Origin of the sequence: Escherichia sp. E3659, assembly GCF_005781135.1 — a bacterium.
In the GTDB taxonomy this organism is placed as follows: domain Bacteria; phylum Pseudomonadota; class Gammaproteobacteria; order Enterobacterales; family Enterobacteriaceae; genus Escherichia.
Genome location: NZ_VATQ01000003.1, coordinates 24,232 through 47,759, shown reverse-complemented (window position 1 = coordinate 47,759; position 23,528 = coordinate 24,232). Strand labels below are relative to the sequence as shown.

19 protein-coding genes are annotated in these 23,528 nt (G+C 51.3%); 3 read left to right on the top strand and 16 right to left on the bottom strand.

The window, feature by feature from the left end:
- Positions 1–603: a cob(I)yrinic acid a,c-diamide adenosyltransferase gene (cobO, locus tag FEK47_RS03425; RefSeq protein WP_135381136.1), complete on the top strand. Its 603-nt coding sequence runs from the start codon at positions 1–3 to the stop codon at positions 601–603.
- Between the two features lie 33 nt (positions 604–636).
- Here cobO and FEK47_RS03420 read toward each other — a convergent pair whose 3' ends face one another.
- The 7 genes from FEK47_RS03420 to hutU form a co-directional block, all read right to left on the bottom strand.
- Entirely contained in the window at positions 637–1,542 is a 906-nt protein-coding gene (locus FEK47_RS03420) for a LysR substrate-binding domain-containing protein (RefSeq protein ID WP_138183103.1), read from the bottom strand.
- 270 nt (positions 1,543–1,812) lie between these two features.
- Complete coding sequence (locus tag FEK47_RS03415; protein WP_135404565.1) at positions 1,813–3,483, bottom strand: aromatic amino acid ammonia-lyase; 1,671 nt, start codon at positions 3,481–3,483, stop codon at positions 1,813–1,815.
- 50 nt (positions 3,484–3,533) lie between these two features.
- Positions 3,534–4,484, bottom strand: coding sequence for a formimidoylglutamase (gene hutG / locus FEK47_RS03410; RefSeq protein ID WP_135487437.1), 951 nt, complete (start codon positions 4,482–4,484; stop codon positions 3,534–3,536).
- Positions 4,484–5,695: an imidazolonepropionase gene (gene hutI / locus FEK47_RS03405; protein WP_135487438.1), complete on the bottom strand. Its 1,212-nt coding sequence runs from the start codon at positions 5,693–5,695 to the stop codon at positions 4,484–4,486. The genes hutG and hutI overlap by 1 nt, the downstream gene beginning before the upstream one ends.
- Positions 5,692–6,273, bottom strand: a complete 582-nt coding sequence (locus FEK47_RS03400) for a HutD family protein (RefSeq protein ID WP_240727831.1) — start codon at positions 6,271–6,273, stop codon at positions 5,692–5,694. Before FEK47_RS03400 ends, hutI begins: the two co-directional genes overlap by 4 nt.
- Positions 6,274–6,283: 10 nt before the next feature.
- A complete protein-coding gene (locus tag FEK47_RS03395; protein WP_135487440.1) occupies positions 6,284–7,693 on the bottom strand; it encodes a cytosine permease in 1,410 nt (469 codons plus the stop codon).
- A gap of 163 nt (positions 7,694–7,856) precedes the next feature.
- The gene (gene hutU, locus FEK47_RS03390) at positions 7,857–9,554 is read right to left on the bottom strand and encodes a urocanate hydratase (protein WP_130214975.1); all 1,698 of its coding nucleotides are present in this window, start codon (positions 9,552–9,554) and stop codon (positions 7,857–7,859) included.
- A 763-nt stretch (positions 9,555–10,317) separates the two neighbouring features.
- On the opposite strand from hutU, the gene FEK47_RS03380 reads away from it, so the two are divergent.
- Complete coding sequence (locus FEK47_RS03380; RefSeq protein WP_135487442.1) at positions 10,318–11,715, top strand: RtcB family protein; 1,398 nt, start codon at positions 10,318–10,320, stop codon at positions 11,713–11,715.
- A gap of 54 nt (positions 11,716–11,769) precedes the next feature.
- The gene (locus FEK47_RS03375) at positions 11,770–12,132 is read left to right on the top strand and encodes a hypothetical protein (RefSeq protein WP_240727833.1); all 363 of its coding nucleotides are present in this window, start codon (positions 11,770–11,772) and stop codon (positions 12,130–12,132) included.
- Here the strand turns inward: FEK47_RS03375 and FEK47_RS03370 are convergent.
- The 9 genes from FEK47_RS03370 to sdhC form a co-directional block, all read right to left on the bottom strand.
- Entirely contained in the window at positions 12,093–13,250 is a 1,158-nt protein-coding gene (locus FEK47_RS03370; protein WP_171020847.1) for a tetratricopeptide repeat protein, read from the bottom strand. The genes FEK47_RS03375 and FEK47_RS03370 overlap by 40 nt on opposite strands.
- Positions 13,251–13,497: 247 nt before the next feature.
- Positions 13,498–14,367, bottom strand: a complete 870-nt coding sequence (sucD, locus tag FEK47_RS03365) for a succinate--CoA ligase subunit alpha (protein WP_000025458.1) — start codon at positions 14,365–14,367, stop codon at positions 13,498–13,500.
- On the bottom strand, positions 14,367–15,533 hold the full coding sequence (sucC, locus tag FEK47_RS03360; protein ID WP_001048602.1) for an ADP-forming succinate--CoA ligase subunit beta: 1,167 nt from the start codon (positions 15,531–15,533) through the stop codon (positions 14,367–14,369). Before sucC ends, sucD begins: the two co-directional genes overlap by 1 nt.
- A gap of 93 nt (positions 15,534–15,626) precedes the next feature.
- Positions 15,627–16,844, bottom strand: coding sequence for a 2-oxoglutarate dehydrogenase complex dihydrolipoyllysine-residue succinyltransferase (gene odhB / locus FEK47_RS03355; protein WP_000099823.1), 1,218 nt, complete (start codon positions 16,842–16,844; stop codon positions 15,627–15,629).
- 14 nt (positions 16,845–16,858) lie between these two features.
- Positions 16,859–19,660 (bottom strand): 2-oxoglutarate dehydrogenase E1 component, encoded by a 2,802-nt coding sequence (gene sucA / locus FEK47_RS03350; RefSeq protein ID WP_001181473.1) that lies wholly within the window; start codon positions 19,658–19,660, stop codon positions 16,859–16,861.
- A 266-nt stretch (positions 19,661–19,926) separates the two neighbouring features.
- Positions 19,927–20,643 carry a succinate dehydrogenase iron-sulfur subunit SdhB gene (gene sdhB, locus FEK47_RS03345; RefSeq protein ID WP_064528883.1) on the bottom strand — a complete coding sequence of 239 codons (717 nt, stop codon included), beginning with the start codon at positions 20,641–20,643 and terminating at the stop codon, positions 19,927–19,929.
- A gap of 15 nt (positions 20,644–20,658) precedes the next feature.
- Positions 20,659–22,425 (bottom strand): succinate dehydrogenase flavoprotein subunit, encoded by a 1,767-nt coding sequence (gene sdhA, locus FEK47_RS03340; RefSeq protein WP_130214982.1) that lies wholly within the window; start codon positions 22,423–22,425, stop codon positions 20,659–20,661.
- Positions 22,425–22,772: a succinate dehydrogenase membrane anchor subunit gene (gene sdhD, locus FEK47_RS03335; RefSeq protein ID WP_130222245.1), complete on the bottom strand. Its 348-nt coding sequence runs from the start codon at positions 22,770–22,772 to the stop codon at positions 22,425–22,427. Before sdhD ends, sdhA begins: the two co-directional genes overlap by 1 nt.
- A complete protein-coding gene (gene sdhC / locus FEK47_RS03330; RefSeq protein WP_165382759.1) occupies positions 22,766–23,170 on the bottom strand; it encodes a succinate dehydrogenase cytochrome b556 subunit in 405 nt (134 codons plus the stop codon). Before sdhC ends, sdhD begins: the two co-directional genes overlap by 7 nt.
- Between the last annotated feature and the right edge of the window lie 358 nt (positions 23,171–23,528).

The window sequence follows — 23,528 nt, the reverse complement described above, 5'->3', positions numbered from 1 at the left end:
ATGGAAGCGCGGATTTCAACTGAACGACATATTCAGCGCCAGCAGAAACTGAAAGAACAGGTCGACACACGCATCGCGGCGGCGACGGAGAAAAAAGGAATATTGATTGTTTTCACTGGTAACGGAAAAGGAAAATCCACCGCCGCTTTTGGTACCGTGACGCGCGCCGTAGGTCATGGCAAAACGGTTGGCGTTGCGCAGTTCATCAAGGGACAGTGGGACAACGGCGAATATAACCTTCTCCATCCACTGGGCGTTGAATTTCATATTATGGGAACAGGTTTTACCTGGGAGACACAGAATCGGCAAGCGGATATCGACGCGGCGAAAGAGGTCTGGTCTGAATGCAAGCGGATGCTGGCTGATGACCGTTACGATTTAGTGGTGCTCGATGAGCTGACCTACATGCTGGCTTACCATTATCTGGATACCGAAGAAGTGATCGCTTCGCTACAAAATCGCCCGGCGCAGCAAAACGTCATTGTCACCGGACGCGGCTGCCATAGTGAGATAGTAAAAATGGCGGATACGGTAAGCGAAATCCGCCCCGTCAAGCATGCTTTTGATAACGGTATTCAGGCACAGCCTGGTATCGACTGGTAATGACTGCGCCTGGCATCTCGCCAGGCGCAGGTTTTACATCTCCTCCGGTACGACCGATTTTGCCAGCAACCACTCACGAAAGAGTTGCAAGTGCGGATAATCAGCCTTCTCTTCCCGCCACGTCATAATAAAGCGATTGCCGGTACGAATAGGCACATCACACGGAATCACCATGTCACCGCTATCTAAATCGTGTTGAATTGCAAACCGGGGCAGGAGCGCCACACCGAGATTAGATCGCACGGCGGCAATCAGCATTGAAAGTAAATCAAAACGTGGCCCGTTATTCACCAACGGATTACTAACGCCAGACAATGCAAACCACTCTTCCCAACCAGTAATACGGGTGCTTTGATGCAGCAATGGTAGCTCACTTAATAGCTCTGCAACAGACAGTTTTTGGTCAGGAAGTGAAAGTAAACTGCCGCTGCATACCGGCAGGATCTCTTCCTCAAAGAGATATTCTACCTCCGACCAGGGCGCACAGAAATTTTCGCGCATAATGACGGCATCGTATTCCCGATTAAGAAAATCCCCGTTATTAGCTAATGAGTGAATATTGACAATAATATCGGGATACAATTTATTGAACTCACGTAAATTGGGGATCAACCAGTGCGTGCTGAAAGTAGGATTGACAGCAAGCTCAATAACCTGAACCGTAGGCTGCCAGGTCATGATAGTATTCGTGTCACGTTCAAGCTTATTCAATGTTTCTTTAACAATTCCCAGATAATGCTTTCCGGCATCATTAAGAAATATTCTTTTTTTAGAATGCGCAAATAATGATATATGTAAAAAATCTTCCAGTGCGCTAACTTGCCTGAATACTGCGCTTTGGGTTAATGCTAACTCCTCTGCCGCTCTGGTATAACTTTCATGGCGTGCGACTACCTCAAAAGTTACCAACAGTTCCGTTTTGGGTATTTTTCCTCTCATAATGCCGTCCCTTAAAAATAGTTTAAACTATCAAAAAACCATTACTTATTGCTAAGTAATGGCAACCAAAGCAGCAATAGATATTTTATAAAAATCATGATCGATATTTATAACCCAGCAAGCCCGGCGTGACAATTGTCTCAATCAGATAATAATAATCCGAAAAGCAAAGCGCCCTTCGGATTATTATGATTCAAGTTAAGTGAAGATTATTAAATTGATAGCAATTATCATATCTATGGATATTATGATAAACAATCAACAAAAATTTTATTTTTGATTTATAGCATATCCTTCTAAGAATTTTTGCGAAGCTGCAATATCTGGGGTAAAGACCCGATCCTGGTCGACAAAAGGCACGACTTTTCTGTATTCGGTAAACATTGCTTTGGTGGATTTTCCTAATGCCAGTTGCGGATCGGCCTGCAACCGTAAATCGAGAGCCTGTGCGGAATGCATCAGTTCAATGCCATAAATCACGTTCAGATTATCGACAACCTGTTTCAATCTTCTGGCCGCGTGGTCATTATTGGCGCCGGTATCTTCTATACCTCCGGCAACCGGTTGAATATCGAAAGAAACAGGATTGGCGAGATCGACGTTTTCCGCATGCAGCGCGACAAACGGAATATGCAGCGAACCGAAGCCGTGACCTTTATTACCGGGTGCCGACAGGAAGCGCGTTAAACCGGTAAAGTGCTCATCTTCCAGGTGCAGCGAGCGACGCATACTGTTATGCGAAACATGTACCAGCGCCACGGTCAGACGCTGAGTGGCAAGCGCAACAGGTAACGATTCGAAGTTCGCCGTCGGGAAGATCCCGCCGCTGACTGCGCCATCTTTAACAAAATATTGCGCGACCTGACTGGAGTCCTGATACGCCTTGTCTGCATTCAGCACCGTTGCTGGGTTGTCATCGGAACTGTTGATTTGTACGGTTATGACCTCTTCAGCATCATGCAAAGCACGTACTGATTCAGCAATGGTATATACCGTAGTTCTGAACGATAACGGATCTTGCAATGCACGTTTGTCATCTTTATGCCATAAATATGAACCGTTTAACGCATCGCGAATCTCTTTTGCAGAGTCAGCCAACTGCGGGAAAGGACGCACGGCAATTGACTGCGGCAGTACTGGTGCGACGTTACCATTCAACGCTTCCAGACTCATAGCGAAAACCACCGGGCTGACATTCAGCAACTGACGTGCCGAACGAACTGCTTCGATAGCGTAGGCTGTCCCGACGCTGTTGTTCGACAAAATCGCCAGCATATCTTTACCCTGCGGCACCAGTGGCTTAAGTCCCACTTTCGCCAGCGCGTCACCACCGCTCATTTGCACGCCATTTACTCGGGCTTTCCATTCCCCCATCATCACCAGACCAACGTGCGAAGCGAGCATAATATCCGCTGCGCCGATGCTTCCCCGCGCCGGAATTAACGGTGTAACGCCGCGATTAATAAATTCGGCATACAACTCGGCAATATAAGGCTGCGCGCCGGTTTGCCCATGCAGCATGGTATTTAAACGTAATACCATTGAAAGGCGTGCCAGATAATCCGGTAACATCGGACCAACGCCCGCAGAATGGGCGCGCAGCGCGGCAGCATTAAATTTTTTCGACGCGTCAATCACCTCAGGCGTTAAATTTCCTTTGGCATCAAATATCGGCTGGTCTTTATTTAGCCCCACGCCTACGGTTAAACCATAAACGGGTGTTCCAGAATGTGCGGCGGTCATCACCAGATCATAACTTTTTTCCATTCTGTCCAGAGCTTTCGGCGCGATTTTGACGTCGTTATCACCTAACGCAATTGACCAGGCCTGGTCAATGGAAAGATGTTCGCCATCCAGAGTAATGGTTGATTTCGCCATCGCGATGGAGCAAACGCTCCAGAGCACAACGGTGACAGTGACTCTTCGTATCAATCCTTTCATTGTGTTTCCTTATCATGATGAGTTTAACAACGGGTTACTGCGACAACGTTTTAATTTGTTCTATCTGTTTTCCCCCGCCGGACAATACTGGTCACCAGGCGAGCGGCAACTTTCGCGGTTAAATTATCGCGATCCAGGTCCGGGTTAAGTTCGGCAATATCCGCCGCAATCAACTTCTCGCTACCGGCGATTAAATTCACAATGGCTTCAGTAATATTTAACGGCACGCCTAACGGTGATGGCGCAGAAACGCCGGGCGCCTGATAACCAGGTAAAACATCGAGACAAATCGTTAAATAAATGGCGTCACATGCCTGAATATCTGCCGAGAGCGCATTAGCCACCTCATGCAAACCACGTTCAAATTGCAGAGATTCGTCCAGCCAATAACGCACACCGAGACAATCAGCGCGATCAAATAACGCCTGAGTATTGGCAAAACGACTTATTCCCAGCACGCGATAATTAAACGGTTTGCCATGCTGCGCGTTCCACTCTTGCATCTGACGAAACGGCGTACCTGAATTGGCTTTTTCCGCCATCCGTAAATCAAAATGCGCATCAAGGTTCACAATCAGTAACCGCTGAATATCAGGACGCGACTGCATAATCCCCTGAAATGTTCCCCACGCCACTTCATGACCGCCACCCAGAACCACCGGTAAACTGCCGCACGCAATGGCTGTAGATACGTTGGCCGCCAGACGATTTTGTGCGGACTCCAGCGCGTGGTCCTCGCTTTGTACATCGCCCATATCGAAAATAGCGCCTTCAAAGAGCACCGGCATATTTCCCAACATGCTGCGCAACGCGCCCGGTCCGCCTGCTGCACCCGCTCGCCCACCATTACGTTGCACCCCGTCATCAACGGCAAAACCAATCAGCGTACAACCGCCGTGGCTTTGTTCACTAAACGGTTGCACATGCTGATGCCAGCGAGTGCTGATGCCGATTTCCTGCGAGTCAACACGCCCACTCCACGGCAATAATGTTTGCTTCATTACCAACTCCTTTTTCCGCCGACAATAAGCCCCTGGCAAGGCTGATGCCCAAACCAGTAAGCCAGTTCACGTGGATGGTTAAGATCCCAGACCGCCATATCCGCCCGTAATCCCGGTGCAAGTTCACCCCGGTCAATAAGTCCAAGTGCCTTTGCCGCATGACGTGTAACGCCCTGAACGGCTTCCAGCGGCGTCATGCGAAACAGCGTACAGGCCATATTGATCATCAATGGCAATGACATATTGGGAGACGTTCCGGGGTTATGATCTGTGGAGATTGCAATCGGCACGCCCGCTGCCCGCAAAGCGGCAATCGGCGGCAGATGGGTTTCGCGCAGGAAGTAATAAGCACCGGGGAGCAGTACCGCCACTGTTCCAGCTGCTTTCATGGCGGCGATCCCCGACTCGCTAAGGTATTCCAGATGATCGCAGGAGAGTGCAGAAAACGCCGCCGCCAGCGCCGCGCCTTGCTGGTCAGAAAGCTGTTCGGCATGCAGTTTTACAGGCAATCCATAGTGTTGCGCTTTACTGAAAACGCGCCGTACCTGGTCTGGGCTAAAGGCGATGTTTTCACAAAAAGCGTCAACCGCATCAATCAGCCCCTGTTCATGTAAGACGCCCATCCAATCGCAAAGCGCCGTAATGTAATCATCACTGCGCCCGGCAAACTCTGGCGGCAAGCTGTGCGCCCCAAGAAACGTAGACTGAATACGTAATCCTGTAGATTCCTGTAAGCGGCGGATAACGCACAAACAGCGCGCTTCATCTTCCAGCGTCAAGCCATAACCGGATTTTATTTCCAGCGTACTGACGCCTTCACGCAACCAGTTTTGTAGTCGCTGCGCCGCCAGTTCAAACAGTTGTGTTTCGCTGGCCGCCCGCGTGGCATTGACGGTAGATAAGATCCCGCCGCCCGCTTTGGCGATATCTTCATAAGCCACGCCTTGCAGCCGCATCTCAAACTCATTCGCCCGCTGGCCGCCATACACCAGATGCGTATGGCAATCCACCAGACCGGGGGTCAGCAACTTACCCTGCAGGTCGTGTTCCTCTGTAATGTCAGCCGTCAGTTCGCGAGGGATCTGCGTGGCCTTGCCAAGCCAGACAATAGTGTCGCCACGGCTGATTAATGCACCATTTTCAATCACTCCCCAATCGTTAGCGGAAAGCGTCGCCAGCGTGGTATTTCGCCAGAGCGTTAATGCACTCATAAGGATTTTTCCCCTCGTAGATAATAAAGCCACCAGCCCGCCAGCTCACCGACGGAGACTTTTTTCCGTGGTACGAAACGCCAGGGCTTGCCATCAGGCGCAACCAGCCATAACAACATATTTGCCGCGACAAACACCCTTTTCTCGCCGCTTATCCACTCCCCTTCACACAGCGTGAACAGGCCCGCTTGCGCAAGTGACGGAGGAAGCCAGTCAACGGCACTTTGCACCCGCAACATCCCCGTATCGCCTTCCCGCGCCATGACATTGAGATCGCGAACTGCACCGCCCAGCAGCTGGCAATCTGGCATGACTTCTCCGGGAAAAATTAAGGCGGGATCGTGACGTTGCAGGTTGATTATCGAATCGGCAAACGTCAGCCTCACCCCTTCCCCATCGAGAATGGCGAGGCCACGAACCACGCCAGGCCACGCCGAAAAAGGACCGTCCTGGCTGACATTGGCCATACTGATGCGTAACAGCCAGTTTTCATCATCAGGCCAGGCATGCAGTTGTCGCGTAAAACCCCCGCCGTTGCGCCACGGTTGCAAGGGCTTATCCATTGCAGATATCAGCATTGGTTCCATATTACGACTCGGGATAAATAGTCTGGGCAGGAACGCTGGTAGTACGTTTTGCCCACGGGTAATAAATAACGGCAGTCATTAACAAGCCGATAATCCAGGAAATATCCGCCCTGCCCATCAGTACAGAAATGGGTCCCTGATACAGTTTTTGATTCAGGAAGGGGATCTGCACCAGCACACCAATTCCGTAGCAAACCAACGCGGTTTTGTTATACGCGCCATAGCGACCCTCCGGGGTATAAAGTGCCGGAATATCGGTTTTACCTTGTGAGATGAAGTAGTAGTCGATGAGATTGATGGCGCTCCACGGCACAAATACCGTCAACAGCAGCAGAACGAAGTTTTTGAAATTATTCAAAAAGTCTGCGCTTGCCGCCAGCGCGACGACCATCGACAACAGCACGAAACCTACAACGTAAGCAGCACGAACACGCTGTGAAACCTGGCTGCGATTGTTAAAGGCGCTGACGGTCGCCAGAATCGACATAAAGCCGCCGTAGGCATTCAAACAGTTAACCGTCAGTTTGCCGCAAACAATCACCGTATAAATCAGAATGGCAAACGTTGGTCCGGCCAAATCGCCCATAAAACCAACCTGATCTTTCAGGAAGTTAGCACCGCAAGCAGCAACAATAACGCCAAAAGTCATGGCACATTGCGCGCCAAGCGTGGTACCCAGAAAGGTGGCAAAGAAGATTGATTTTGCTGGTGTATCAGAGGGTAAATAGCGGGAATAATCAGAGGCGTAAGGTGCAAACGTTAATTGCCATCCGGCTGAGAGTGCAATCGTTAATAAAAACACCGATAAGCTAAATGGCTTTTGACCAAATGCCGCAGCCACATCGTAGTGACCGCTAAGTTGAGTGGCCAGGTAAATAAACCCCAGAATACTTAATATCCCTGCAACACGGCCAACGACGTGAATAAGTTTATAACCGACCAATGCGATCATCGCGGTAAGCATGCCAAAAATAATAATTCCGGTCGATGCTGACTCAAAACCAAATATCCGGTTAATCGCCTGACCGGATAATACCGTACCCGTCGCGGCAAATCCGAGATACATAATAATCACCATCAGTAACGGTAGCGCCGCTCCTTTTACGCCAAAGCGGATACGACTGGAGATCATCTGTGGTAATCCCAGCTTTGCCCCCTGTGACGAGTGCAATGCCATAACCGCGCCGCCGATAATATTACCGATTAATAAACCAATAATTGCTGACATGGCTTCAGAGCCAAAAATAATCGCTAACGCGCCGTCCACCACGGCGGTAATTTGTAAGTTAGCACTTAGCCACAAAGTAAACTGGCTGGAGGGCGCGCCGTGGCGAGCGGACTCAGGAACGGCGTTAATCGTATTTGATTCTAATACTGGTTTTTTACTGCGGATAGGGCTGCTTGATTCCATGAAAAAGTCTCCTGCAAAATGAGAGGTCATTTTTTGAAACAGCAATAGAGGGTCGAGAGATATTTCTCTCGACGATGTAATGAATATTTTTGATAATTATTGTTATACAGGCGGATGACTTCCCGCCTGTATTAGCGCAAATATTAAATAACAGCGTTAATATTTAGCGAATCATCGGCAATTTCAGACCATAATTTTTGGCACATTCAATTGCCGCCTCATAACCCGCATCCGCATGACGCATAACCCCGGAAGCACAGTCATTCACCAGCACACGCGCCAGACGTTTTTCGGCTTCTTCGCTACCGTCGGCAACAATAACCATCCCGGCGTGTTGTGAATACCCCATCCCGACGCCGCCGCCATGATGCAGAGACACCCACGTTGCGCCACCTGCGGTATTGAGCAGACCATTGAGCAACGGCCAGTCAGAAACCGCATCACTGCCATCGAGCATGCTTTCAGTTTCGCGGTTCGGGCTGGCGACAGAACCGGTATCAAGATGATCGCGACCAATCACAATCGGTGCTTTTAGTTCACCGTTGCGCACCATTTCGTTGAATGCCAGCCCCGCCAGGTGACGCTCACCAAGCCCCAGCCAGCAAATACGTGAAGGAAGCCCCTGGAAGGCGATACGCTCACGCGCCATATCCAGCCAGCGATGGGTCAGTACGTTATTGGGGAATAGTTCTTTAATTTTGGCATCGGTTTTATAGATATCTTCCGGGTCACCAGACAGTGCCACCCAACGGAACGGGCCTTTACCTTCACAAAACATGGGACGAATGTAAGCAGGAACGAAACCCGGGAAATCGAAGGCATTTTGCAGACCTTCGTTGAAAGCCACCTGGCGGATGTTGTTACCATAATCGACAACCGGGATCCCCATCGCCTGGAAGTCCAGCATCCCCTGAACATGCGCCACGCAACTCTGTGCCGCTTCTTTTTGCAGTCTGGCGTGCTGTTGTGGATCCTGCTGTGCAGCACGCCATTGTTCTACGCTCCAGCCCATTGGCAGGTAACCATAGACCAGATCGTGAGCGGAGGTCTGGTCGGTCACCAGATCCGGTTTGATAGCTCCCTGATGCGCACGTTTCACCAACTCAGGAACAATTTCCGCTGCATTGCCCAGCAGCGCGATAGAAACGGCTTCTTTGCGTTCGGTGTGGTATTTAATCAGCGCCAGTGCATCATCAAGATCTTTCGCTTGTTTATCGACATAACGGGTACGCAGACGGAAGTCGATGCTACTTTGCTGGCACTCGATATTTAATGAACAAGCTCCCGCCAGAGTCGCCGCCAGCGGTTGTGCACCGCCCATACCACCGAGCCCCGCGGTCAGGATCCATTTTCCACTTAGCGAATTGTTGTAGTGCTGGCGACCTGCTTCGACAAAAGTTTCGAACGTTCCCTGCACAATGCCCTGACTACCGATGTAGATCCACGAGCCCGCGGTCATCTGGCCGTACATGAACAGACCTTTGCGATCCAGTTCATTGAAGTGATCCCAGTTGGCCCATTGCGGCACCAGGTTAGAGTTGGCAATCAGCACGCGGGGCGCGTCAGTATGGGTTTTAAACACGCCTACGGGTTTACCGGACTGTACCAACAGCGACTCATCAGGCTCGAGATTTTTGAGCGATTCGAGGATCTGGTCGAAACATTCCCAGTTACGCGCCGCGCGGCCAATGCCACCGTATACCACCAGATGCTGTGGATTTTCGGCTACGTCGGGATCAAGGTTGTTCTGCAACATCCGATAGGCAGCTTCGATCTGCCAGTTTTTGCAATGCAGTTGAGTTCCTTGTGGCGCATGGATGACGCGACTGGTATCAATACGAGGGTCTGAAGGCTTACTCATGAATCTTCTCCTGTTACTGGATAAAATTAAATGCTGTCATCGCCCAGAAAAAACGAGCGAAGGAATACAGAAACGGTTTATATAATCTCCGTTTATAATTTCGCATTATCAATTCACTTGGTGAATTTCATTTGTTATGGAATATTCACCCTGAATGTAAATTCAAAAAAACTGCCAACGCTTTGTATGCGATTTCAATATGCTTAATTTAACTTTTGGAAAAAGTGATATTGTTGGCAAAATATTTTCTCATTTGAACATATGAATATGATGAGATTGCAAGATGTCTGTAATTTAATTATCCGGAGAAATGCGTTAATAACAACCAGACATTAGCGTAACAACAGGTAACCCGACACCATACAGCACGCATAACACAATGATATTTAAAATAAGATCTTCATTGCTCGTCATAACGATATGTTTTATTATCATTAATAATCCATTTGTTTTTATCCCACTTTGATAATTAAAAAACGGCAAGCAATGGATAGTTACCGCCATAAGAACAGGCGTAAAAATAACTCTTAAAATATATATCCCGGGAGTTATCATTTTTCATATTTTACAATCCAGTGTCGATGATTCACATCCTTTATAACAACAACCCTCTTTGGCAATCGGTATTTTTATCTTGTATTCATCATCATTGCTGAATACACTACGCGCGTTTTCTTTCCCTTTTGCTGGCTGCTGACCGGAAAGACAAAATTACCCTCGCAATACAGGGGGTTGATTAACGTCTATATTTCAGGACAGCGTTATGCATCATCTTTCGAGGCTTGATAAAGCCTTTCTGCGCAAAGGGATCCAACTTTCCCGCGCCAACAATATTGTTTCATTATCTCGTCCATCAGGAGCCAGAGCCCACGTACTGCTGCCGGACGAACTGCCGCTAGAAGAAAAAGCAGTGACACAACTTCTTGATTTTGCAGAAGTGAAGCTACCAGATCATCCAGGTTATGTACGCCAGACGTGCGCGACGCCAGATTTTCACCCCGGCAATGGCGTCCCCGTTGGCGCTGTGGTGGCCTCAACGCCGGATTTAGTCATTCCCGCCGCCATCGGCACCGATATTTCTTGTGGCATGCGACTGCTGACGACTGGATTAACACTTGAGCAAGCCGAAGCGCATAAAGACGTCATCACTCAGCGGTTAACACAAGTGCTACTGCAAAATGAGCGCGATGTTCCGTTATCCGCACGAGCGTTCACCGCGCTTTTTGATGGCGGACCGGCAAATTGTGTGTCGGCCTTACCATCAGCGGGTCTCTGGACACGCACGAATATCCCCCGGATGATGCAAGAGATTGATCGCTGCATTGGGCTGAACGAGCATAACAGTCATTCGCGTTATGCCCCACCCGCCCTGCTGGCAACGGACCGCGCATTACTCCGCGATCCTTGTCTTGGTACGCCGGGTTCAGGTAATCATTTTATTGAACTTCAGGTGGTTGATAGCGTGGTCGATCGCCATGTGGCCTGGCAACAAGGGCTGAAAATGGGCGATATCGTGGTGATGATCCATAGCGGATCGCGAGATGTCGGCTTTTACGTCGGACGACGCTGGATGGATCGCGCCCGTGCAGCCTGGCCCGCCGGGCATAAACATCCACAAAGCGGATTATATGCTCTGGGCGGTGAGCTGGCGGAGGAATACCTGCAGGCTATGGGAATGGCGGCGCGTTACGCGTGGTTAAATCGCGTGACCATTGCGGAAATGGTTCGCGTATGTTTTGCCGATTTATTCCATCAGGATGATTCACATCTGGTGGTGGATGTGCCGCATAACATCATCCTTCGCGAGCATGAAATGAATATTCATCGCAAAGGCGCAACGCCGGCACGCGCCGGCGATCTGGCGTTAATCCCCGGATCAATGGTCGATTATTCGTGGCTTGCGGTCGGTTGCGGCAACCCGCAGTGGCTGTGGTCATGCAGTCACGGAGCAGGACGCAGCCAGCGTCGGCAGACCATGCGCTCACGCGCGACTGAAGAGTCAACGCTGCCGTGGCAATGCGTCACATTGCGCGAAGAACGACGTCTTGAAGAAGCGCCAGCTGCTTATAAAGATATTGGTCCGGTTATCGAAGCCCAACAAGAAGCCGGATTAATTCAGCCAGCGGTCAGATTTCGACCGTGGTTAACGTTTAAGGGGTAACGCAATTAACAAAACCCAATCGGATATATAAGTATCTGGTTGGGCATTGGGCCATTGATTACAGCCCACAGTGCGGCAAGCGAGGAATTAGGCACGGGAAAGTGGCAAACAGGCCTGGCGGCGGTAGCGGTTGATTGGTCGCCAAAATGGTTGAAGGTGGGTCTGGTGCAATGGCAAAAAAGCTTTGCTGGCGATAACGATCGTGAGTCGGTGGCATCAACCACTTTTCAGCCCTTCATCATTTATAAAATGTCTAAAGGCTGGTTTTTACGCTCAAGCGGGATCTGGACGTTGAATGTTAAAAACGATGATTACTATATTCCGGCGGGCCTGGGGGTAAGGAGGCTAACACCACATAGCCTCCTGTTTGCTAACCGCTACATTTTCGCTTTTACCCGTGCGATAGCCTCTTCATAAGAGGGCTTATTTTTTTCCGCATAAGCGAGTTGATAATGCTGCAATGCATCGGCGTTCTGTCCAGCAGTTTCATAAATTTTGGCAATGTTATAATAGGAGTTAGCGCGCGTTGTCGCCGCATTTGCTCCACTGGCTAACGAGATCGCTTTACGATTTGCCCAAATCGCTTCCGCTATGTTGCCATTTTTCTGATAAGCCAGACCCAGGTTACTAAATGCCTGACCGTAATTGCCGTCTAATTCTGTTGCCTGTTGGAAGAGTTGAATGGCTTGCTCAAGTTGACCGGTTTTATAGACAGCTTCACCTTCGCGATTATATTTTCTTGCCAGTTGAGAATCTCCACTGTTTTGCATCGCAGGTGAAGCCGGAGTTGAAGAGCCCGTCGCAGGCATTATCACAGTGGCTAGATCCCTGACGCCTAATGTGGTGTCGTTAAAATTGGCACTGGTCACAGAGTTGATATCTTCAAACTCGCCGTTTGGATTGAGTTTAAACACGGTCCAGATGTTCCCTCGTTCTCCAGCTGGGACACTATAGCTACGCACCAGGGAGCTCCCTACATAGACAAACACTTTTGCATTACTGGCAGAGAGATAATTACTGTTGGGCAACCCTTTATTGCTATAGTCCTGCACGGCATAGATGTAACTTTCGCCAAAATGCTTTTTGCTGATGGTGATAGTTTCTGGTCCATAGCTATCCGTATCATCAACATCCAGATTGGCATCAGTCCCCCCTTTACTATCAAAATAGATATGTCCGCCAGGGAAGATCAAATGCGAATCAAGATCAAAAGGCCTGTCCCCCCAGCTCAATACTACACGCATGCCATCCAGATTAGTCATTACCGGACTAATAGCATAAGTCATGCCCGCACACGGGCATTTGACCACCAGATTGGAATAACCCTCTTTTTTGACGATTAGCAAAGCATCTTGATCATCGGCAAAGGAAGAGCCCAGATTAATGCTGCCCGAGGCATCTGTGGTGCCAGAAACAGATTGTGCGCCATTGCGTTGCAGCGTCACCGATGCCCCCTCAATGCGTTTATCTTTCACTGTCGCACTTAAAATATCGATCTTTACATCGGCCGCATAAACGTCCGCATTTATACCCATCAGGGCCAGAGCAACCGGCAGAACAATTTTCTTCATGTATAAATCCTTTTACAGAACGGAGAGGAGATATTTCGCCGGGCATTATTGCGCAGAGGATGGGGAAAAAAAGCAGTGGGCAAACTTTTCAGATTAGCGCCCGACACACAACAAAAAAGGCCATCATACGATGGCCAACCATGTCGAAACCGACAGCCCTTCGCCATTCCTGTAGAGGGAAGCGGCGAGGGCTATTTCTTATTACAGATATTTATTTCAGAACAGTTTTCAGTGCTTCACCGATATCCGCCAGGCTGCGAACGGTTTTCACGCCTGCGGCTTCCAGAGCCGCGAATTTCTCATCCGCAGTCCCTTTACCACCGGCAATGATCGCACCTGCGTGACCCATACGTTTGCCTTTCGGCGCAGTCACACCAGCGATGTAACCCACAACTGGCTTGGTAACGTGCTCTTTGATGTACGCAGCTGCTTCTTCTTCAGCGCTACCGCCGATCTCACCGATCATCACGATCGCTTCGGTCTGCGGATCTTTTTCGAACATTTCGAGAATGTCGATAAAGTTAGAGCCAGGGATCGGGTCGCCGCCGATACCGACACAGGTCGACTGACCGAAACCGTAATCCGTGGTCTGTTTAACCGCTTCATAGGTCAGTGTACCGGAACGGGAAACGATACCCACTTTACCCGGTTTGTGAATGTGACCCGGTTGGATACCGATTTTGCATTCACCCGGAGTGATTACGCCCGGACAGTTCGGGCCGATCATACGAACGCCTGCTTCATCCAGCTTCACTTTCACGGTCAGCATATCCAGCGTTGGGATGCCTTCAGTGATGGTGATAATCAGTTTGATGCCTGCGTCGATGGCTTCCAGAATGGAGTCTTTGCAGAAAGGTGCTGGTACGTAGATAACAGAAGCGGTAGCGCCAGTAGCAGCAACGGCTTCACGCACGGTGTTGAACACCGGCAGGCCGAGGTGGGTGGTGCCGCCTTTACCTGGAGTTACACCGCCAACCATTTTGGTGCCGTATGCAATGGCCTGCTCAGAGTGGAAAGTCCCCTGGCTACCGGTAAAGCCCTGGCAGATAACCTTGGTGTTTTTATCAATTAAAATGGACATTATTTCCCCTCCACTGCGGCAACAACCTGCTGAGCTGCATCCGTCAGACCTTTTGCTGCAATAATATTCAGGCCGCTGTCAGCCAGTTTCTTCGCGCCCAGTTCGGCGTTGTTACCTTCCAGACGTACCACGACCGGTACGTTAACACCCACTTCCGCTACCGCGCCGATGATACCGTCAGCGATCAGGTCGCAACGAACGATACCGCCGAAGATGTTAACCAGAACGGCTTTCACTTTGTCGTCAGAGAGGATGATTTTGAACGCTTCGGTTACACGTTCTTTGGTTGCGCCGCCGCCAACGTCCAGGAAGTTAGCCGGTTCGCCGCCGTGCAGTTTAACGATGTCCATCGTACCCATCGCCAGACCTGCGCCGTTAACCATACAACCGATGTTACCGTCCAGCGCAACGTAGTTCAGTTCCCACTGTGCAGCCTGTGCTTCACGCGGATCTTCCTGCGACTGGTCGCGCATTTCGCGCAGATCAGGCTGGCGGAACAGTGCGTTGCCGTCAGCGCCCAGTTTGCCGTCGAGGCAAATCAGATCGCCCTGTTTGGTGATGACCAGCGGGTTGATTTCGATCAGCGCCAGGTCGCGCTCCAGGAAAATGGTCGCCAGACCCATGAAGATTTTGGTGAACTGCTGAACCAGTTTACCTTCCAGACCCAGTTTGAACGCCAGCTCGCGTCCCTGATACGGCATCGGGCCAGTCAGCGGATCAAGCGCAACTTTGTGGATCAGGTGCGGAGTTTCTTCCGCCACTTTTTCGATTTCCACGCCGCCTTCGGTGGAGGCCATAAAGACCACGCGACGGGAACTACGATCTACAACGGCACCGAGATACAGCTCTTTAGCGATGTCGGTCGCTGCTTCAACCAGAATCTGGTTAACCGGTTGGCCATTAGCATCTGTTTGATACGTTACCAGACGCTTGCCCAGCCAGTTTTCTGCAAAAGCACGGATGTCTTCTTTGCTGTTTACAACTTTCACACCGCCCGCTTTACCGCGGCCACCAGCGTGAACCTGACATTTCACTACCCACGGACCGGCACCGATTTTTGAAGCGGCTTCTTCTGCTTCGCGCGGAGTAGTACAGGCATAACCCACCGGTGCTGGTAAGCCATAGCGGGCAAAAAGTTGTTTTGCCTGATATTCATGTAAGTTCATGTGTTCTGTCCATCCTTCAGTAATCGTTATCTTTTAAACCGTAGACCGACACCCTATCCACGTCGGTCTACAGTGCAGGTGAAACTTAAACTACTACACGTCCAGCAGCAGACGCGTCGGATCTTCCAGCAACTCTTTGATCGTTACCAGGAAGCCCACGGATTCGCGACCATCGATCAGACGGTGATCGTAGGACAGCGCCAGGTACATCATCGGCAGGATCTCAACCTGACCATTCACCGCCATCGGACGATCTTTGATAGCGTGCATACCCAGAATTGCGCTCTGCGGCGGGTTGATGATCGGCGTAGACATCAGGGAACCGAACACACCACCGTTGGTGATGGTGAAGTTACCACCGGTCAGATCTTCAACCGTCAGCTTGCCGTCACGGCCTTTAACTGCCAGCTCTTTGATTTTCTTCTCGATGTCTGCCATGCCGAGGGTATCGACATCACGCAGTACCGGCGTCACCAGGCCGCGCGGCGTAGAAACCGCCATGCTGACGTCGAAATAGTTGTGGTAAACCACATCATCGCCGTCGATAGACGCATTCACTTCCGGGTAACGTTTCAGGGCTTCAACCACCGCTTTCACGTAGAAGGACATAAAGCCCAGACGGATGCCGTGACGTTTTTCAAACGCTTCACCGTACTGCTTACGCAGATCCATAATCGGCTTCATGTTGACTTCGTTGAACGTGGTCAGCATGGCGGTGGAGTTTTTCGCTTCCAGCAGACGCTCTGCCACACGCTTACGCAGGCGAGTCATCGGGACACGTTTTTCGCTACGTGCAGCCAGAGCCGGTTGTGCCGCCGGAGCAGCCGCGGCCGGAGCAGACTCTTTCGCCGGGGCTTTCGCCAGATGTTTTTCCACATCTTCACGGGTCAGACGACCACCCACACCGGTGCCTTTAATGGCGCTGGCGTCGAGGTTGTGTTCAGCCAGCAGGCGACGGATCGCCGGGCTTAACGCATCGTTGTTTTGCTCTTCCAGAGACGCCTGCTGGCGTTGCGCCGGAGTGGACGCTTTCTCTTCTGATTTGGCGCTGGTTTCTTTACCCGCGCTGTTGCCTTCACGCAGGCGACCAAGGATCTGACGAGACGTTACCGTTGTACCTTCATCTTCCAGAACCGCATCCAGAATGCCGTCTGCTGATGCCGGTACTTCCAGTACCACTTTGTCAGTTTCGATTTCTACCAGCACTTCATCACGTACGACTGCGTCGCCGGGTTTTTTATGCCAGGTTGCGACGGTGGCATCGGCTACGGATTCAGGCAGGTCAGGGACCAGAATATCTACGCTACTCATTGTGTATCCTTTATTTATTCGACGTTCAGCGCGTCATTAACCAGATCTTGTTGCTGTTTCTGGTGAACGGACATATACCCTACCGCCGGAGAGGCGGAGGCCGGGCGGCCTGCATAACGCAGAGAAGCCCCAAACGGAATCACTTCACGGAAATGATGCTGGCTGCAGTACCATGCGCCCTGGTTGAGCGGCTCTTCCTGGCACCAGACAAAATCCTTGACGTGAGCAAACTGCTGCAACACTTCCTGCATCGCTTTATGCGGGAACGGGTAGAGTTGCTCGATACGCACAATGGCGACATCGTGTTGATTGTTCTTACGACGTTGTTCCAGCAGGTCGTAATAAACCTTACCAGAACACATCACTACGCGCTTCACGCCCTTCGGATCAAGCTCGTCGATTTCACCGATGGCGGGCAGGAAGGTGCCGTTCGCCAGTTCTTCGAGGCTGGAAACCGCCAGCGGATGACGCAGCAGGGATTTCGGCGACATCACGACCAGCGGACGACGCATCCCGCGCAGCGCCTGACGACGCAGCATGTGGTAAACCTGTGCCGGGGTAGACGGTACGCACACCTGCATGTTTTGCTCAGCACAAAGTTGCAGATAACGTTCCAGACGCGCGGAGGAGTGCTCCGGCCCCTGCCCTTCGTAACCGTGCGGCAGCAACATCACCAGACCACACATCCGGCCCCATTTCTGTTCGCCAGAGGAGATGAACTGGTCGATAACCACCTGCGCACCGTTGGCGAAGTCACCGAACTGCGCTTCCCAGATAGTCAGAGTGCGTGGTTCTGCGGTGGCATAACCGTATTCAAACGCCAGCACTGCTTCTTCAGACAGTACGGAGTCCCAGACGCGGAACGCGCCCTGCCCGTTATGGATGTGTTGCAGCGGCGTGTAAGTGGAACCGTTAGACTGGTTGTGGATCACCGCGTGGCGGTGGAAGAAGGTACCGCGACCGGAGTCTTCACCCGACAGGCGAACCGGAATGCCTTCGTCAACCAGCGTGGCGTAAGCGAGGTTTTCCGCGCCGCCCCAATCGAACAGTTTCTCACCGGCAGCCATCGCCTGGCGATCGCCATAAATCTTGGCAACGCGAGACTGCATTTCAACCGCTTCCGGCACCGTACTGATGCGTTTAGCCAGCTCCTGCAGGCGCTTCATCTCAACTTTGTTCGGGTACTCTTCGTCCCATTCGTGGTTGAGGTACGGCGACCAGGTGAAAGAGTGCATGTTCATCGGACGCCACTCTGCCACTACGCAATCGCCAGCATCCAGCGCATCGCGGTACAGGTTAACCATCTCGGTGGCATCTTCCAGCGTCGCCACTTTTTCCTGCTCCAGCTTGTCAGCGTAGATTTTGCGCGGCGTTGGATGTTTTTTGATTTTCTGATACATCAGCGGCTGGGTTGCGCTCGGCTCGTCGGCTTCGTTATGGCCGTGACGGCGGTAGCACACCAGGTCGATGAAAACATCACGTTTAAAGGTGTTACGGAAATCGAGCGCCAGACGGGTCACAAAGGCAACGGCTTCCGGATCGTCCGCGTTAACGTGGAAAATCGGTGCCTGAACCATCTTACCGATATCAGTACAGTACGGCGTAGAACGAGCATCCAGCGGGTTAGAGGTGGTGAAGCCAACCTGGTTGTTGATAACGATACGTACCGTACCGCCAACTTCATAACCACGTGCTTTCGACATGTTCAGGGTTTCCTGAACCACGCCCTGCCCGGTTACTGCGGCGTCACCATGAATGGTGATTGGCAGCACTTTGTTGCTGCTTGGCTCATCAAGTCTGTCCAGACGAGCGCGAACAGAGCCGATAACTACCGGGCTTACAATCTCAAGGTGAGACGGGTTAAACGCCAGCGCCAGGTGCACCAGGCCGCCATCGGTCTGGAAGTCAGACGAGAAGCCCATATGGTATTTCACGTCGCCCGTGCCGAGGTGTTCTTTATGTTTACCGGCAAACTCGTCGAACAAGTCTTGCGGTTTTTTACCCAGCACGTTCACCAGAACGTTCAGACGACCACGGTGCGCCATCCCGAGAACCACTTCGCGGGTGCCGCTGTTGCCCGCGTGGCGGATCATCTCTTTAAGCATCGGGATTAACGCGTCACCGCCTTCCAGCGAGAAGCGTTTTGCGCCAGGGAATTTTGCGCCGAGGTAACGTTCAAGGCCTTCAGCGGCGGTCAGTTCGCTTAAGAAGCGTTTTTTCTCTTCGCTATTGAAAGTCGCGCGACCAGACTCGATACGCTGTTGGATCCAGCGTTTTTCTTCGGTGCTGGTAATGTGCATATACTCGGCGCCAATCGGGCCGCAGTAGGTTTGCTTGAGAGCTTCCAGCAACTCGCCGAGTTTCATGGTTTCTTTGCCGCTGGCAAATGAACCGACGTTGAAGGTCTCCTGGAAGTCTGCTTCGGTCAGATCGTGGAAAGACGGATCCAGATCGGCCACTTTATCTTGCTGCCACAGTCCCAGCGGATCGAGATTCGCATGCTGGTGACCACGGAAGCGGTATGCGTTAATGAGCTGCAGGACTTTAACCTGCTTCACATTAGTGTCAGGGTCGGAGATCGTTGAAGAGTAACGTGAAGCGTCTTTCGCCAGGCGGCGGAAATATTCACGCGTTTGAGAGTGGAATTGATCCGGTTTGACTCCCGTACCAGGTAACTGCTGGAACGTCGAACGCCAGTTAGCGTCAACCGAGTCAGGATCGGTTAAGAAGTCTTCATAGAGCTGTTCTATCCAGCTCTGGTTTGCGCCAGAGAGGTAAGAAGAGTCCAACCAGGCTTTCAAAGCGCTGTTCTGCATCGTGATCCCTTAAGCATCTTTTTTATGCTTACTTCGCCGTGGATACTACCACGCACATTTCATATCAGATGTGCGTGCCGGGGTTCACTTGTTGCGGACTTGTCGTGTTTTCTGCGTCCGCTAAGGAACCTTTAAAAACTGTCTTAGTGTCAGGGGCAGTTTTTAAAGATTTCCTGCATTTCTTTTGTAGGCCGGATAAGGCGTTCACGCCGCATCCGGCACTGGTTGCCTGATGCGACGCTTGCGCGTCTTATCAGGCCCGGGGTTTATGCATTACGCTGCAATAACATCGACTTGATATGGCCGATGGCGCGCGTCGGGTTCAGCCCTTTCGGACATACACTGACGCAGTTCATGATGCTGTGACAGCGGAATACACTGAATGCATCACTCAAACCGTCGAGGCGCTCGTCAGTCTCGGTATCACGGCTATCGATCAGGAAACGATATGCCGCTAACAAGCCTGCCGGGCCGATAAACTTATCGGGATTCCACCAGAAAGACGGACAAGAGGTTGAACAACATGCGCAGAGAATACATTCATACAGCCCGTCGAGTTTTTCGCGCTGCTCAGGCATCTGCAAATGCTCACGAGCTGGCGGATTTTGCCCATTATTCAACAGGTAAGGTTTGATTTTCTCATATTGCGCATAGAATTGTCCCATGTCTACCACCAAATCGCGGACAACCGGTAAACCAGGTAACGGGCGAATTACAATTTTCTTACCCGGCTGGTTGAGTGCCGAAATTGGGGTAATACAGGCCAGACCATTCTTACCGTTCATGTTCAGACCGTCGGAACCACATACCCCTTCACGGCAGGAGCGGCGGAATGACAGGCTGGGATCTTTCTCTTTCAACTGGATAAGCGCATCCAGCAGCATCATGTCGCGACCTTCATCCGCTTCCAGGGTGTAATCCTGCATACGCGGAGCATCATCAACATCCGGGTTATAGCGATAAATTGAAAACTCGAGTCTCATTTTCCTGTCTCCGCATTAGTAAGTACGAATCTTCGGCGGGAATGCCGGGCGCAGTTTCGGTTCCATGTTGACGCTTCGGCGCGTCATGGATTCCGACTCTGGCAGATACAGGGAGTGGCACAGCCAGTTTTCATCATCACGATCCGGGAAGTCGAAGCGGCTATGCGCGCCACGGCTTTCGGTACGGAAGTTGGCAGAAACAGCCGTTGCATACGCCGTTTCCATCAGGTTATCCAGTTCCAGGCACTCAACGCGCTGGGTGTTGAACTCGCTGGAAGTGTCATCCAGACGGGCATTTTTCAGACGCTCGCGGATCACTTTCAACTGCTCAAGCCCTTTCGCCATCGCATCACCTTCACGGAAGACCGAGAAGTTATGCTGCATACATTCTTGCAGTGCTTTACGAATCGCCACCGGATCTTCACCGTTACGGTTGTTGTTCCAGCGGTTTAGGCGATCGAGAGACGCTTCAACATCAGACTCGCTGGCATCGCGCAGTACGCCCTGCTCGGCAATAGACTCTTGCAGATGCAGACCTGCCGCACGACCAAATACCACCAGGTCCAGCAGCGAGTTGCCGCCCAGACGGTTTGCGCCGTGTACGGATACGCAGGCAATTTCACCTACCGCGAACAGCCCAGGGATCACCACATCTTCGCCTTTCTCGTTCACGGTCAGCGCCTGACCGGTCACTTTGGTCGGAATACCGCCCATCATGTAGTGACAGGTTGGGATTACCGGAATCGGCTCTTTCACCGGATCAACGTGAGCGAAGGTGCGGGAGAGTTCAAGGATGCCCGGCAGACGGGATTCAAGAACTTCTTTACCCAGGTGGTCGAGTTTCAGTTTTGCGTGTGGCCCCCACGGACCATCACAACCACGACCTTCACGGATTTCGATCATGATGGAACGCGCCACCACGTCACGGCCCGCCAGGTCTTTGGCGTTCGGCGCATAACGCTCCATAAAGCGTTCGCCATGTTTGTTCAGCAGATAACCGCCTTCACCACGGCAACCTTCGGTGACCAGTACGCCCGCACCGGCAATACCGGTCGGGTGGAACTGCCACATTTCCATATCCTGTACCGGTACGCCTGCACGGATAGCCATGCCGACACCGTCGCCAGTGTTAATGTGGGCGTTGGTGGTGGACTGATAAATACGCCCTGCCCCGCCAGTCGCCAGCACAGTCGCGCGAGCTTTAAAGTAAACCACTTCACCAGTTTCGATGCACAGTGCGGTACAACCGACCACCGCGCCATCGGCGTTTTTCACCAGATCCAGCGCATACCATTCGGAGAAAATAGTGGTGTGGTTTTTCAGGTTCTGCTGATAAAGCGTGTGCAGCAGTGCGTGACCGGTACGGTCGGCAGCCGCCGCAGTACGTGCCGCCTGCTCGCCGCCGAAGTTTTTCGACTGGCCGCCAAACGGACGTTGATAGATACGACCATCATCAAGGCGCGAGAACGGCAGGCCCATGTGTTCGAGTTCCAGAATCGCTTCCGGCCCGGTTTTACACATATATTCAATCGCGTCCTGGTCACCGATATAGTCCGACCCTTTTACGGTGTCGTACATATGCCATTCCCAGTTATCTTCATGGGTATTACCCAGCGCAACGGTAATGCCGCCCTGCGCAGAAACGGTATGGGAACGGGTCGGGAAAACTTTAGAGAGCAGCGCACAAGTCTGGCCGCTCTGGGAAATTTGTAGCGCCGCGCGCATACCTGCGCCTCCGGCACCAATCACAACTGCATCAAATTCTCTGACTGGCAATTTCATCACACACCCCACACCACAACGAATCCATAAATCACGTAAACCACCAGTGCAACGACAATTACCAGTTGCAGAATCAGGCGCACGGCCAATGGTTTAACGTAGTCGGTCAACACCTGCCACATGCCGATCCAGGCATGGATCAAAATGGAAAACAGTGCCAGCAGAGTGAAGACTTTAGTGAACGCAGAGGCAAAGAAACCACTCCAGACGTCATATGTCAGTTCGCCACTGATAGCAAAAAAACCGACCATATAAATGATGTAAAGCGTCAGGACGAGAGCAGTAGCGCGAACGAGGATGAAATCATGTACGCCATTGCGTCCTAATGCGGAAGCGTTGCTTACCATACGAGGACTCCTGCAAGAATTGAAAGCACGACAGTAATGACAAAAGAGACTTTGGCAGAGCGTTTACCCGCTTCGAATGTTTCTTCCAGATAGCCAAAATCCATCATCATGTGGCGAATACCTACGACGACGTGATATGCCAGAGCGGTAAGGATGCCCCACATGATAAATTTCACGAAGAAGCTGCCCATAATGGCGGAAGCTTGCTCGAAACCTTCAGGGGAAGAGAGGCTGGTACCCAGAAGCCACAGCAGGATGCCCACTGCAACAAACGTAATCACACCGGAAACGCGATGAAGAATGGACGCTATCGCCGTGATGGGGAACCGGATGGTCTGTAGGTCCAGATTAACAGGTCTTTGTTTTTTCACATTTCTTATCATGAATAACGCCCACATGCTGTTCTTATTATTCCCTGGGGACTACGGGTACAGAGGATAACTTTCTGTTACCTGGAGACGTCGGGATTTCCTTCCTCCGGTCTGCTTGCGGGTCAGACAGCGTCCTTTCTATAACTGCGCGTCATGCAAAACACTGCTTCCAGATGCGAAAACGACACGTTACAACGCTGGGTGGCTCGGGATTGCAGGGTGTTCCGGAGACCTGGCGGCAGTATAGGCTGTTCACAAAATCATTACAATTAACCTACATATAGTTTGTCTGGTTTTATCCGGAACAGTGATCTGGGTCACGATAACAACATTTATTTAATTTTTAACCATCACATTTGACAATCATTCAACAAAGTTGTTACAA

What these genes read in the sequence shown, in the direction of transcription:
- sdhD (WP_130222245.1), bottom strand. Translation starts at nt 22,772, where the DNA reads ATGGTAAGCAACGCTTCCGCATTAGGACGCAATGGCGTACATGATTTC.
- sucA (WP_001181473.1), bottom strand. Translation starts at nt 19,660, where the DNA reads ATGCAGAACAGCGCTTTGAAAGCCTGGTTGGACTCTTCTTACCTCTCT.
- sdhC (WP_165382759.1), bottom strand. Translation starts at nt 23,170, where the DNA reads ATGTGGGCGTTATTCATGATAAGAAATGTGAAAAAACAAAGACCTGTT.
- FEK47_RS03370 (WP_171020847.1), bottom strand. Translation starts at nt 13,250, where the DNA reads ATGGGTATAAATGCGGACGTTTATGCGGCCGATGTAAAGATCGATATT.
- odhB (WP_000099823.1), bottom strand. Translation starts at nt 16,844, where the DNA reads ATGAGTAGCGTAGATATTCTGGTCCCTGACCTGCCTGAATCCGTAGCC.
- FEK47_RS03395 (WP_135487440.1), bottom strand. Translation starts at nt 7,693, where the DNA reads ATGGAATCAAGCAGCCCTATCCGCAGTAAAAAACCAGTATTAGAATCA.
- FEK47_RS03400 (WP_240727831.1), bottom strand. Translation starts at nt 6,273, where the DNA reads ATGCTGATATCTGCAATGGATAAGCCCTTGCAACCGTGGCGCAACGGC.
- sdhB (WP_064528883.1), bottom strand. Translation starts at nt 20,643, where the DNA reads ATGAGACTCGAGTTTTCAATTTATCGCTATAACCCGGATGTTGATGAT.
- FEK47_RS03420 (WP_138183103.1), bottom strand. Translation starts at nt 1,542, where the DNA reads ATGAGAGGAAAAATACCCAAAACGGAACTGTTGGTAACTTTTGAGGTA.
- hutI (WP_135487438.1), bottom strand. Translation starts at nt 5,695, where the DNA reads ATGAGTGCATTAACGCTCTGGCGAAATACCACGCTGGCGACGCTTTCC.
- FEK47_RS03380 (WP_135487442.1), top strand. Translation starts at nt 10,318, where the DNA reads ATGCATCATCTTTCGAGGCTTGATAAAGCCTTTCTGCGCAAAGGGATC.
- sucC (WP_001048602.1), bottom strand. Translation starts at nt 15,533, where the DNA reads ATGAACTTACATGAATATCAGGCAAAACAACTTTTTGCCCGCTATGGC.
- hutU (WP_130214975.1), bottom strand. Translation starts at nt 9,554, where the DNA reads ATGAGTAAGCCTTCAGACCCTCGTATTGATACCAGTCGCGTCATCCAT.
- sucD (WP_000025458.1), bottom strand. Translation starts at nt 14,367, where the DNA reads ATGTCCATTTTAATTGATAAAAACACCAAGGTTATCTGCCAGGGCTTT.
- FEK47_RS03415 (WP_135404565.1), bottom strand. Translation starts at nt 3,483, where the DNA reads ATGAAAGGATTGATACGAAGAGTCACTGTCACCGTTGTGCTCTGGAGC.
- hutG (WP_135487437.1), bottom strand. Translation starts at nt 4,484, where the DNA reads ATGAAGCAAACATTATTGCCGTGGAGTGGGCGTGTTGACTCGCAGGAA.
- cobO (WP_135381136.1), top strand. Translation starts at nt 1, where the DNA reads ATGGAAGCGCGGATTTCAACTGAACGACATATTCAGCGCCAGCAGAAA.
- sdhA (WP_130214982.1), bottom strand. Translation starts at nt 22,425, where the DNA reads ATGAAATTGCCAGTCAGAGAATTTGATGCAGTTGTGATTGGTGCCGGA.